This window comes from Candidatus Phytoplasma crotalariae (assembly GCF_030586865.1).
Classification (GTDB): Bacteria; Bacillota_I; Bacilli_A; order Acholeplasmatales; family Acholeplasmataceae; genus Phytoplasma; species Phytoplasma citri.
Genome location: NZ_JAOSIR010000014.1, coordinates 1 through 13,569, shown reverse-complemented (window position 1 = coordinate 13,569; position 13,569 = coordinate 1). Strand labels below are relative to the sequence as shown.

9 protein-coding genes and 1 pseudogene are annotated in these 13,569 nt (G+C 25.4%); all 10 read right to left on the bottom strand.

Translation table 11 applies throughout. The annotated features are described in order from the left end of the window. Positions 1-255 (bottom strand): hypothetical protein (locus tag OC683_RS01430; protein ID WP_304514783.1); only part of this gene is annotated, 255 nt, incomplete at its 3' end. A 220-nt stretch (positions 256-475) separates the two neighbouring features. Continuing rightward, positions 476-2,422 carry a threonine--tRNA ligase gene (gene thrS / locus OC683_RS01425; protein WP_304514782.1) on the bottom strand — a complete coding sequence of 649 codons (1,947 nt, stop codon included), beginning with the start codon at positions 2,420-2,422 and terminating at the stop codon, positions 476-478. Positions 2,423-2,584: 162 nt separating this feature from the next. Then, positions 2,585-3,961 (bottom strand): tRNA uridine-5-carboxymethylaminomethyl(34) synthesis GTPase MnmE, encoded by a 1,377-nt coding sequence (mnmE, locus tag OC683_RS01420; protein WP_304514781.1) that lies wholly within the window; start codon positions 3,959-3,961, stop codon positions 2,585-2,587. 519 nt (positions 3,962-4,480) lie between these two features. Continuing rightward, positions 4,481-4,648: a hypothetical protein gene (locus OC683_RS01415; RefSeq protein WP_304514780.1), complete on the bottom strand. Its 168-nt coding sequence runs from the start codon at positions 4,646-4,648 to the stop codon at positions 4,481-4,483. A 373-nt stretch (positions 4,649-5,021) separates the two neighbouring features. Further along, a complete protein-coding gene (locus tag OC683_RS01410) occupies positions 5,022-6,029 on the bottom strand; it encodes a DHH family phosphoesterase (protein WP_304514779.1) in 1,008 nt (335 codons plus the stop codon). Between the two features lie 47 nt (positions 6,030-6,076). Beyond that, positions 6,077-7,798 carry an ABC transporter substrate-binding protein gene (locus tag OC683_RS01405; protein ID WP_304514778.1) on the bottom strand — a complete coding sequence of 574 codons (1,722 nt, stop codon included), beginning with the start codon at positions 7,796-7,798 and terminating at the stop codon, positions 6,077-6,079. Then, entirely contained in the window at positions 7,782-8,699 is a 918-nt protein-coding gene (locus tag OC683_RS01400; RefSeq protein WP_304514777.1) for a carbohydrate ABC transporter permease, read from the bottom strand. The genes OC683_RS01405 and OC683_RS01400 overlap by 17 nt, the downstream gene beginning before the upstream one ends. A gap of 11 nt (positions 8,700-8,710) precedes the next feature. Further along, positions 8,711-9,664 (bottom strand): carbohydrate ABC transporter permease, encoded by a 954-nt coding sequence (locus OC683_RS01395; RefSeq protein WP_304514776.1) that lies wholly within the window; start codon positions 9,662-9,664, stop codon positions 8,711-8,713. Beyond that, positions 9,665-10,762, bottom strand: coding sequence for an ABC transporter ATP-binding protein (locus OC683_RS01390; RefSeq protein ID WP_304514775.1), 1,098 nt, complete (start codon positions 10,760-10,762; stop codon positions 9,665-9,667). Positions 10,763-10,820: 58 nt separating this feature from the next. Beyond that, positions 10,821-12,217, bottom strand: a pseudogene (gene asnS / locus OC683_RS01385) (asparagine--tRNA ligase). Positions 12,218-13,569: the final 1,352 nt, after the last annotated feature.

The following is a 13,569-nucleotide window of genomic DNA, read 5'->3' as shown; positions in this document are numbered from 1 at the left end:
CTCGCGGATTTGCCAGTCCCTTCGAAGCTGCTTTTGCTCGGGGTTGATGGCAGCATAGAAGTCCTCAGCATTTTCGGAGATCATCTGCCAAACCGAGGCCTGCCTGAGCGACTCCTTCAACAAGACCCTGGCATTATGACGCCAGGCGTTCACGCTCTGGCCGACCAGCTTCTGGCGGTCGGTGTTGCTGAGGGCTTGCTCTTTGAATTTCTCGCCCAAGACCTTTTTGTCCCATATGCTCGGCTCACGATCCACCCCCTCGGGAGAACTAACTAATTAGTCGTAACCTAGATTTTAAGAACTGCGTTAATTATTTATCGTTTCCTTTAAAAAACCGATCTTATCCTTGAAATGTTTATCGGCATTGGTTTATTGGTTAGATAACATGATATTCATGTCTCTTTGGCGTCTAACACTAATTAATTATAATTCAATTTATAATCTTTTTTCAATATCAATTTAACAAAAAACAAAATTAAATTTTATTTTTAATCATATGTTGAAACATTTGTAAAAACTCATTCATAGACATATTACGTTTTTCAAGTTTATTATATTGACGAACATGTAAAGTATTATTTTGAATTTCACGTTCACCAATAATAACTTGAAAAGGAATTTTGTCTTGATAAGCAGAACGAATTTTATAATTAAAGGTATGATCTTTATCATTTAATTCCACTCTTATATGATTTCGTAACATTTCCTTTCGCAAATGTTTCACATAATCAAGGTGTAATTCATTATTAACCGGAATAATAACAACTTGTACAGGCGCAATCCATAAAGGAAAAAAGCCCTTGTGCTGTTCCATTAAATAAGCAGTAAATCTTTCTATAGTAGATGTGATAGCTCTATGAATAACTACAGGAGTTTTAGTTTGATTATTACAATCTATATAAGATAAATTAAATCTTTTAGGCAATAAAAAATCTAATTGAATAGTTGATAAAGTGATTTCATGATGTAAAGCAGTTAGAACTTGTACATCAACTTTAGGGCCATAAAAAGCAGCATCACCGATTTTTTCCTGGTATTTAAGATCTAATTCGTTTAAAATATCTCTTAAAATTTTTTCAGAATTTAACCACATATCGGGATCATCAAAATATTTATTTTTATTATTAGGATCACGAGTACTTAAATTAAAATAATAATCTCGAATTTGAAAATCTTGATAAACCTCTTTAATTAAATTAATAATTTCAACAAATTCTTGTTTAATTTGTTCCGGTGCAATAAAAATATGGGCATCATTTAAAGACATAGCTCGTACTCTTTGCAACCCTGAAACAGCTCCGGAAGGTTCATAACGATGCAAAAGACCTAATTCAGCTATTTTTATAGGCAAATCTTTATAACTATGTATTTTTTGACGAAAAATTTCCATATGATGAGGACAATTCATAGGTCGTAAAATTAATTGTTCCCCATCTGGCAATTGCATAACGGGGAACATATCTTCATTGTATAATTGTAAATGACCAGATGTTTTATATAAAGAGATATTAGCTACAACTGGAGTATAAACATGTTGATATCCATATGATATTTCTTTATCAACAATATATCTTTCAATAATACGACGAATAGTTGCTCCTTTAGATAACCAAAAAGGCAATCCAGTTCCAACAACTGACGAAAACATAAAAAAATTTTGTTCTTTATTAATAAATTTATGATCTCGTTTTTTTCTTTCATCTAAAGTTTTTAAATAATTAGCTAGATCCTGTTTTCGAAAAAAAGCTACCCCATAAATACGAATTAAAACCTTATTTTGTTTATTCCCTTTCCAATAAACTCCAGATATTTTTAAAATTTTAAAATAACGATTAAGATTAAGATTAGGTAAATATTGATCTTCTGTGCAAAAATCTAAAAAATTACCTTTTTTATATAAAAATAACTTTTGCGAAGACTGGATTTTTTGCAAAGAATCTATTTTATAATAATTAAATTTAAACAAACTTCGAATTTCAGAAACAGATAATTCTGTTTCAGTAATAGGTAATTTTTCTTGCATAATATTAATCATAGTTTTTTCAATAATACCAAAATCTTTTTCTGAAATTATATTATTAACTGGATCAATATCATAACAAAAACCTTCTGAATTTATAGACTTATCCACTAATAATGAATTCGGATAAACACGACAAATAGCCTGAGCCATAATTAAAGCAGTATTGTTATTTAAAATAGACCAAGCTATACTATCGGATATTGTGATAATATTTAATACACCATCTTCATTTAAAGGTTTATCTAGATTCACTAATTTATTATTAAAATAAGCTGCTATTGGTAATTTTTCAGAATTATTTAAAAATTCCAAATTTTCAGAAATAATAATTTTACTAACAGTAATATTATTTGGAAATATTTTTTTTTGATGATTTTGTTGATATTCAATTTCAATCATATCATAATCCGATCCTTTAAACAATTTAATTATTTTGTAAAATTATTCCAATAATTAATTTAAATTTATTCATAAAAATAAAAATATTTTCAATCTTGAAAAAATTAGATAAAAAAATAACAAACAACATGTATATAAATAAAAAACCAAAAATAATAAATATTATTTACCTAAACAAAATTTCGAAAATAATTCATTAATCAAATTTTCTTGTAATTGGCTACCTAAAATATTTTCTAAAGATTGATAAGCTTCTTTTAAATGAAGCACATGTATATCTATAGGCATGTTTCTTTTTATATCTTTTAAAATATTTTCCAAAGATATAATAGCTTTTTTTAATTGATTAACTTGCCGAAGGTTAAATAAATAATCGAAATTTCGCTCTTGAATATCTTGCAAATTAAATTTTTTTATAATTTTTCTTTTTAAATTTTCTATTCCCTCTTGTGTATGATTAGAAATAAAAATAATCTGCGATTCTAATTCGGATGATAATTTAAGCTTAATTGACAAATCAGATTTGCTACCTACAATGATTCTATTTTTATGTTTAGTCATTTCTAATAACATTAAATCTTCCGGTTCTAAAAGATTATGGGCATCTAATAATAATAAAATCAATTCAGCTTCGTTTATAAATTTTTTAGCAATATTAACTCCTAAATTCTCTAAATAATCATCAGTATTACGAATTCCTGCTGTATCAATTAAACGTAAATTAATACCATTGATAGTTACATAAACATCCAAAAAATCTCGAGTAGTTCCCGGAACATCAGATACAATAGCTCTTTCTTCTCCTAAAAAATTATTTAGAAGGCTAGATTTTCCTACATTAGGTTTACCTAAAATTAAAGTTTTAATACCTTCTTTAATAAAACGAGTTTTATAAGAATTATCTAAAATACTTTGCAATTTATTAATTAAAAATTCCGTTTGAGGAACAATCAAATTATTAGTAACAGTGGGTATATCATCATATTCGGGATAATCTATATTTACTTCTACATTAACTATTAAATTTAAAATTTGTTTATTTAAATCTTGAATATTTTTAGAAATTTTTTTTTGTAAACCTGCATTAGCTAATTTGATAAACTGAATATTTTTAGCATGAATTAAATCCATAATAGCTTCTGCTTGCAACAAATCAATTTTTTTATTTAAAAAAGCTCTTTTACTAAATTCACCTGGCTCTGCTAATCTAATAAACGGCAAAGATAAAACTCTTTCTAACACAAGTTTAGTAATTAAAGTGCCTCCATGAGCTTGAATTTCGATAATATCTTCGCCTGTAAAAGATCGAGGAGACCGAAAAACAGAAATTAAAACTTCATCTAAAACTTCATCTGAATTATTCAAAATAAAACCATGATGAATAGTATGAGTTGCCACTTCTAATAAATTAATTTCTTTAATACCTTTAAAAATACTATTAATACCCTCAATGGCTTTTGATCCGCTTACACGAATTACACTAATACTACCTACGCCTAAAGGCGTAGCAATAGCTGCAATAGTTTCTTGTAAAAACATTATTCACTCACTTTAGTATATTTTTTTATTATTTTAATTTTTTTTAATCAACATAACCAAACAAATTATTGTTTTTAATATGTATAAATTATTTATGTTTTCATATTAAAATTTATTTTACTACTGATATCTGTTATCAATAATCATCATCCAAACCGAACGAATAACTTTCCTTTCATCCGAATTGCCATAATTTACCTTCTTTCAAAGAATAACTGAATATCGTGTACGGATAGATTAATTGCCTTTTTTATTCAGCGATTTATCTTTGCTGTTTTATTTACAATCAACCTCCGTCCAAATGATGGCGAGCAAGTTTCTAAGCACATCGCTTCCCCTAATTTATTCTCTTTCGAGAACTAATTTTGCTTTGCGGCTTGTTAGCTATTTATTGCTATTGTTCTTATTATTTCTGATGTCTTATATTTGCTGGTTAGTTATCTTGCGATGACAAACCATACATAATACTTTCATGATCCTTTGGCGATTCGCCTTGCGAACTGTACCAACGTGATGAATTTAGAGTTGGTTTGTTCTGTCGCAATTCTCACAACGTTCTGCTTTCAAGCGGTCGGTTAATTTCGTACGACTTTGGAATATAAATTTATTGATGGTAATATCAGGTTTTTTTCTTGTAGTTACGCATTTTTTTAATTTTATCCCAAGAGTAGACAATCCATGGTTCATATTGAGTTTTTCCTTTATTAAGATAAGAAATAGCCCAAGTTTAGGATTCTCCAAGTTACGCCAAATTTAGACCTTAATTCTTTAGGTGAAGTACCTACCCCATCTTATTAGGAAAGTTGATTCCAGGTTTCTTCATCTGATAAGCTATCCAATACCGGTTATATATTGATAGCTTCTAGACTGTCCGTTTTAACAACTTCCGAGACAGGGTTCTGGTATTACATCAATTTTCCTTCTTAGGCCATCTCAGGCTTCTCCATCGAATTATTCGGTGGCGGGATCATCTTGACTAAGCAACCCGCTTTTATGATCTACTGTAATTTATTATTGATTATAACCCGTTATTACTTTCACAGTGTGGTGATTGGTTAAATCACGAGATATTTAGGTTTCTTTGATTTTCATAATCTTTAATAGAATTTTTAGCTAATTCAATAACTTGATTAATTTCTTGTTGATTATAAATATTCATACCACAAGCACGAAAATGCCCTCCACCATTAAATTGATGAGCGATATGATTAATTTTAGGCCCTATTGAACGTATACTTATCTTCCAATAATTTTTAATCTTATTTTCTATTATAAATAACCATACAGGATATCCTTGGATATTATGGAAAATATTCACTACACTATTAATATCTTCGAACTTCAATTTAAATTTTTCAATAATATCATGAGTAATCTTAATATAAATTAAACCATCCTCAGCAATAAAATTACTACATACATATCCTTTAAATCTTAATATATTAATAGGTTGAACAGTGATTTTAGTATCAATTTGAAAAGCATCAAAACCGTAACATAACAAATCAGAAACAATTTGTAAAGTTTTATAATTTACTCTATCAAAACGAAAATGACCAGTATCTGTAACCATACCAATATAAATAGGTAAAGCACCTTTGATACTCAAATTTAAATCATTAACTTCTTTAAAAGTATAAATCATTTCCGAACAAGAAGAAAAACTTGGATCAATCCAAGAATTTTGTTCATCTCCGTAAATTTCTCCTATTAAATGATGATCAATACGTATAATTTTTTTAGCTATTTTATATCTAACATCACTAATTACATTAGCATTTCCACAATCCACTACAATAGCTAAAGATTGAGATATAACATCATCATTAATTTCATCCATTAAACCTAAAAAAGAAAAAATAGGATTATCTTCGCCTAAAGTATAAACTTTTTTATTAGGAAAACTTTGTTGAATAATGTCTTTCAATCCTAATTGAGAACCATAACAATCTCCATCGGGATTTTTATGCCCAAATATAGTAATAATATCAAATTCATTTATATTATTAAGAATTAAATGATTCATAGATATTATATTAGGATTCATTTGTATCACATTTTGATTCATTTTTTCTATTCTCCTATATTAGTTAAATTAAATCTTTTTTTATAACATTAATTGTGAGCAATCCTTGTATAAGCTTCCATAAATAAAAAATTTATTTTTTGTTTTAAATTAGTTGTTTGGTTATCAATAGCTAAAATTTCTGTAAACAAATCATTTAATATCGAGCGAAAAAAAACTACATCAACAAAAATAGGTGTCGTAAAATAAGTATTATCTTGATTGTTATTATAAGTATGTTCTTGAGCGAATTTAACCGATTTAAATTTATACAATTCTCGTCTTTTATTTTTGGGATCTCCTATTACTTTTGGATTTTGCTTATCAATAATATTATTTTTCTCGCAAAAATAATTTTCCAATATTTGAATTTGTTCATCAACAAAATTTTGTCCACTAGAAGTCTTGGAATTTTTTAAAGTATTTAAAACATCTTCGCGAGTAATAATAAAACCACCTTTACCTAACAACATATCCATATAAACATCTTTAGAAATTAAATACTTCAAAAATAACCAAGAAGCTAACATTTTATCATCATCTTCCGAATAAAATAAATTAACATTAGGACCTTGAATAATATTTTTATATTGATCGTTATAACTCATACAAGGAAAAGGAGTCATTTCTATATTAAAATCTGATACTTGATTATGTAATAAATCAGATCGTCTGGTAGAAGTAATAAACATACCAGTTTTACGTTGCATAAACATTTCTTTACTACTAATACCAATTAATTTAGAACTAGTTAAAAAACCTTTATTATAAAAATTTTCTTTAAAATATTGCATATTATTTTTAACATTTTCATCTAACAAAAAACTCTTAATTGCATTTTCATCTTTTGGATAAGAAATCCCTTTTTGTTCGTTACTAATAATAATTAAATTAGCTAAACTTTCCGATGTAATAGGAATAAAAGTTCGATCTTTTTTAAGTTCAATCAATTTAGCACAAAAAGTTTCTAAATAAGGCCAAATCAAATAATCTTTGTTGACTTTTAAAACTTTAAAATCGAATTTTCCTTGAGAATCAATAATTTCAGAAAAATCATCTTTAAAATCTACCTTATGTTTTTCATAAAAAAATTTATTCAAATCATCACGATATTGTTTAAATAAATCGCTATCATAAAACATAACTTCTGTAGATTTAACAAATGGTAGACTATAATGATGAGGTTTTCCGTCGTAAACATTAGACAATTGTAATTCTTTCGCATAACCTTTAAAAAAACTATATTTATTTTTATGTTTAGAAGTATCATGAAAATCATCATCATAATCTATAAAAATATCTAATGGTACCACTTTAAACGATTTAGAATAAAATTCAATATGATCATCATAAGAAAATGCAATATTAGGTTGTTTATTAACGGGTAAAGAATTAGCAACACTTTTACAAATTTGTTCCCAATTAACCTTATTAACCTCTTTAATTTTAATATTAGGATTATGTCGTTCAAATTCTTTAATAGATAATTTAATAATTTCTAACTCTCTAGGATACAAGTTGTGCCAAAAAATAATTTCTATAGGCTTTTTAAGAGTTTTAAAATAATTAACTTGAGATGCATGATTGCGAAATTTTTGACTAATTACATTCCTTAAATTATCATATTTTTTATTAAAAAATTCGTTATTTTGAGAAGTTCGAAAATAGTTAGATATTATGATAAAAATAGCAATAGCATTAAAATATATAAATATTTTCCCCACATTACCAATATTTAAAATTTTAGATTTCAAATTAACCTTTAATACCACGTCGACTATCTCCAGATATAATATATTTTTTAAAAATAATAAATAAAAATAATAGAGGCAAATTTATTAAAACAAAAATAGCCATTTGGAGATTTAAAGTATCCGTAACAGATTCTGAATCAAAAATTTTTCTTATCATATTAGTCAATAACTTAGCGCCAACCAACTCTGGCCAAGCATAAGCATTCCAAGCTGCTATAGTTCTGAAAACAGCAATTACAATAACAGTAGGTTTCGTTATAGGTAATAAAATTTTCCATAAATATTGCAAATTATTAACGCCGTCTACCTTAGCTGTATAGTATAATTCTTTAGGAACACGTTTAAAAGTTTGAATTAATAAAAATAAATGTACTACATTAATCAAATAAGGAAAAGTCATGGCGAAATAAACACCACCAGGAATAATAGAACCATTACCATTATCAACTAAACCCAAATTAGAAACAGTACGAAAATTAGTTAAAATTAAAGTTTCACTTGTAATTGACATAGCTAAAAACAATAACATTAAAATAATTCTTTTTAAAGGAAAAGCAAAAAAACTTAAAGCAAAAGCAGCTAAAACACAACAAACAGTTCCTGCTAAAGTAGAAAAAGATACCATAATACAAGTATTTGTGAAATATTTTAAAAATTTAAAATCTTTAAGAGCGAAAACATTTTTATAATTAATAAATTGCAAACCTTGTTTAGGCCAACTTAATAAATTATTTTCTACAATATCTTTATGACTTTTCAAAGAAGTGATAACCATTACATAAAAAGGAAATGTTAAAAATAATAGAATTGAGATCAAAAACAAATATTTAAAAATATCAAAATAGTTTATTTTACCTAACTTATGTTTAATATTACAAATATTGACGCTTATAAAACGATAAATCTTATTAATATCCATATAAATAATTATTACAAATCCACTTTCATCAATTTATTTTCTTTTTTAGAAATATAAAAACTCATAGTAGTAAACACAACAGAAATTAATAATAATATCGTAGCAGCAGCTGCCCCTTTAGAATAAGAATTATAATGAGAACTAGATAATTGATTATAAATATAACCTACTAAAGTTTGTACTCGATAATTAGCGTTCCTCCCAAAAACACCTATAACAGATTCATATTCTTTGATAACCATTAAAGTTTCAATTATTAATTGATAAAAAATAGTCGAAGCCAATAAAGGTAAAACTATTTTTGTCAAAATACGAAACTTAGAAGCTCCATCAATTTTTGCTGCATCGTAATAAGATTTATCAATATCTTGCAAAGATAAAATAAAAACAAAAATTTTAAAAGGTAATCTAGCCCATATATTATAAAAAAATAAAACAAAAATTTTATGAGAATAAGGAGCAGAAATGTTGATCCAAGGTTGAGGTTTAATACCGAAAAAACCTAAAAAAGAATTAAATAATCCTTCTGGTCTAATCGCGCTAGTAGTATTGTAATAAAAAAAAGAACCAAAAATCATACTCATAATAATAGTATTCGATAACAAAGGTAATAAAAAAAATGTTTTAAAAAAATGTTGCACTACATAATTGCGAACGCTATTTAAAGCTAAAGCGATAATTAAAGATAAAAAAATAGATATTGGTACACAAATAATTACTAAAAGAAGAGTATTTCTTAATGCAAAAACAAAATCTACATCTTTAAAAATAGAAATATAATTACTTAAACTAAAAAAATCATAAAGCTTCATGCTAAAAGAATCATTAAATTTATCATATTTAGCATTAAAAGAAATAATAACATTTTTAACTAAAGGATAAAAAGTAAAAACAGTTAAAAAAACCAACATAGGCGATAAATAATACCAATGTCTATGATTTTTATGCCCCATATTTTCTAACATTTAAAAAATCCTATTTTCATTAATTTTATCAAAAACAAATAATTTATTTTTTTTAATATCAAAGCGAATTTTTTGTTTATTAATTTTATTAGCATTTAATTGTTCTTGTTGGTAAGTAGGTATAATAACTTGAAATGTCTTATAAATAGATTCAGTTTTTTTCGCTAATAAAACTAATTCGCGACCTAAATTTTCTAAAGCTATACCTTCAATTTCGAAAATTCCATCTTGTTTCAATTCATAACCTTCAGGTCGGATCGCAACATAAACTTCTTTATTATTAAATGATTGAAAACGTTGATCTTTTAAAATAACATTTTTACCTACTTTTAAATTACCACAATGAAGAATACCATTAAATACAGAAATAAGAGGAACACCCAAAAAAGAAGCTACAAACAAATTAACAGGATTATTATAAATTTCGTGCGGAGTGCCACATTGCTGAATAGTACCTTTATTCATAACATAAATCTTATCACTCATATACATAGCTTCTTCTTGATCATGAGTGACTAAAACAGCAGTTACATTAGTTTTTATTTGTATTTTACGTATTTCATCTCTCATCCTAATACGCAAATGAGTATCTAAATTAGATAAAGCTTCATCTAACAATAATATACCAGAATATTTAATTAAAGCTCTAGCAATAGCTACACGTTGTTGTTGACCTCCAGATAATTCAAAAGGCATTTTATCTAAATAATCACTAGTAGATGTTAAAGCAGAAATTTTATCTAATTCTTCTTGAATTTTGTCAGAAGATACTTTTAAATTTTGCAAAGGAAAAGTAATATTTTGGCGCGCAGTCATATGAGGATATAAAGAATAATTTTGAAATACTAAACCCACACCTCTTTTTTCTGGAGGAACTTTTGTGACATCAACATTGTCAAAAAAAATATTACCTTCAGTAACCGAAATTAAACCTGCTATGATATAAAGAATAGTTGATTTACCGCAACCTGAAGGTCCTAAAATACTTACTAATTCTCCTTTTTGAATTTCCAAATTAATGTTTTTAACTGCGAAAGTTTTTTTATGATTATGTTTATTAACAAAAACTTTAGAAACATTTGACATTTTAATAAACATGCTTTTTATATAACCTCTTTTAATTTTGTTTTTAGAATTTTTTATTAAAAAAGAAATGTTAAAAAATATTACAATAACTCCTAGGAAAGGCAATAACATCCCTTATATTTTCTAAACCCGTTAAATAAAGTAGCATGCGTTCAAAACCTAAACCGAATCCAGAATGAATACAACTACCAAAACGACGTAAATCTAAATACCAATCTAAATTTATTGTATTTATTTGCATTTCATGCATTTTATTTTCTAAAATTTTCAATCTTTCTTCTCTTTGGGAACCGCCTACTAATTCTCCTACTTTTGGAACTAATAAATCCATACCTGCAACTGTTTCATTATCATCATTATTACGCATATAAAAAGCCTTAATATTTTTAGGCCAATGTGTCACAAAAATAGGTTTTTTGAAAATAACTTCTGTCAAATATTTTTCATGTTCTGTAGATAAATCCGAACCGTAAATAGGTTTTTGTTCAAAATTAAAAGAACTTTTATCAAGAAGAGTAATAGCCTCTTTATAAGTAATTATTGGAAAATCTTTAAGATTAATAACATAATTTAATCTATTAATCAAGCCAGGTTCAATATTTTTATCAAAAAAATCTAAATCAGATTTATTTTTTCGTAAACAAAAATTAATTACATACTGTAACATTTGTTGCACTAAAATAATACTCGATGACAAATCATAAAAAGCCATTTCTGCTTCAATCATCCAAAACTCAGCAATATGACGAGAAGTATTAGATTTTTCTGCTCTAAAAGTAGGAGAAAAAGTATAAACTTTTTTAAAAGCTGTTGCAAAAGCTTCAGCTTCTAACTGTCCTGTTACAGCTAAAAAAACAGGTTTTTCAAAAAAATCTTTTTTAAAATCAATAATCTTTTTATTTGATAAATTTTGAAGATCCAAACTCGTTACTTGAAATAAAGACCCAGCTCCTTCGCCATCATTAGTAGTAATAATAGGAGCATGAATATTAATAAAACCTTTATTTTGAAAAAAATTATGTATAGCAAAAGTTACAGTATTACGTAACCTAAAAACAGCGCCAAAAAGTTTTGTTCTTAATCGTAAATGAGGTAATTGTCTTAAAAAAGCTCTAGAATGTGGTTTTGGTTGAATAGGATATTTTATAGAACTAGAACCTAAAATAACAAAACGAGAGGCCACAAATTCTAAATTCCTAATAGAAGCATTCTTCAAAGGCATCAAAATACCTTCTATATAAACAGAAGCACCAATATTAAGTTCATTTTTAATTTTTTTTAAACAAATAAATTCATTATCTTTACAAATAACTTGCAAATCTTCAATAAAAGAACCATCATTAATATCAACAAAAAAAATATTTTTTTGAAAACGACAATTTTTTATCCAACCATTAATAGAAATTTTTTTTTTACATATAAAGAATATTTTTCATAAATATTTTTAATAGTTTTGTTAGCCAACATACCAAATAATATATCTCTTTCGATAAATTTCTCTCAATAATATAAGTATTGAAATTAAGTTTTTAATTGTAAATTTAGAATAATCATACCAAAATAAAATTAATTAAAAAATAATAAATTTTATCTTTTTATTTGATTTTATAAACCTAAAACAGTAACCAATATACAAGGATATTTGTATCTTCTTTTAATTATTAGTCGAAACAAATTATGACTAATTTAATTTTATCACGTTATCATCTTTTTTATCTTTGAAAAATTTATTAATTTTATTTAATCAAATTTTGGTAATAAATATTTTAATAATAAACTATAAAAAATGCTTATATTTCTAATCTCGAAAATTTTTTTGAAAATCTAATTTGAAAAAAAATATATCCAATAGAAAATCTCTTAATATATTTGTAAAATTTAATAAATACAATTAATAATCTAGATAAAAATGATAACTAATAAACTATTGGAATTAGATGAAAATAATAAAATAAAATTTTCTTACAAAAATAAAAAATTCCATTTAGTATTACAAAAAAGTAAAATAATTTAAACTAACTACTATAATATAACATATAATAATTTCATACTAGAATTATATAATTTTTATATCAAATGTCAAGAAAAATTAAATAAATATGCAATTTTATTCAACTTTTAAATTTTATTTATTTTAAATTTTAAACCAAAATAAAAGAAAAATAAGCACTTTTAAAATAACAAATTAACTTCTAATATCATAATTACAAAATATGTTATAATTAAAAAGTTGATATTATTTTTTGAATATTAAATATTCATTTTAATAAAATCATTTCCATAAATTAAAATTAAAATAAGATTTTATAAATTAAAAAAAGCCAATTTCTTATAAATAATTAAAGACACCAAAAGACCTAAATATAAAATAATCTCTACCAGTACTGATAAAATAAAAGATTCCTGAAAAGAAATTAAAACCATTCTTAAAAGCTGGTTGCGACAAAGTAATTAATCAAAAAAGATATATTTAACCAAATAATTCTAAGAATATTCTTTAGAATAAGAACAATAAGAATAAATAGCTAACGAGCTGCCAAGCAAAATTAGTTCTCGAAAGAGAATAAATTAGGGAAAGCGATGTGCTTAGAAACTTGCTCGCATCATTTGGACGGAGGTTGATTGTAAATAAAACAGCAAAGATAAATCGCTGAATAAAAGGAAATTAATCTTCTATCCGTATAGAATAAGACTTGTTTAATAATAGAGATATCAGAAAAATAAATCTAGTTGTTGGAATACAAATTTAGAAAAATTTCCTATTTTATTTAAAGAGTGTTATTTATAATAAATACCAAAAAAAATAATCTATTACTATT

Excerpts from the sequence above, each read along its gene's own strand:
- thrS (WP_304514782.1), bottom strand. The coding sequence starts at position 2,422 with ATGATTGAAATTGAATATCAACAAAATCATCAAAAAAAAATATTTCCA.
- mnmE (WP_304514781.1), bottom strand. The coding sequence starts at position 3,961 with ATGTTTTTACAAGAAACTATTGCAGCTATTGCTACGCCTTTAGGCGTA.
- OC683_RS01415 (WP_304514780.1), bottom strand. The coding sequence starts at position 4,648 with ATGAACCATGGATTGTCTACTCTTGGGATAAAATTAAAAAAATGCGTA.
- OC683_RS01410 (WP_304514779.1), bottom strand. The coding sequence starts at position 6,029 with ATGAATCAAAATGTGATACAAATGAATCCTAATATAATATCTATGAAT.
- OC683_RS01400 (WP_304514777.1), bottom strand. The coding sequence starts at position 8,699 with ATGGATATTAATAAGATTTATCGTTTTATAAGCGTCAATATTTGTAAT.
- OC683_RS01395 (WP_304514776.1), bottom strand. The coding sequence starts at position 9,664 with ATGTTAGAAAATATGGGGCATAAAAATCATAGACATTGGTATTATTTA.
- OC683_RS01390 (WP_304514775.1), bottom strand. The coding sequence starts at position 10,762 with ATGTTTATTAAAATGTCAAATGTTTCTAAAGTTTTTGTTAATAAACAT.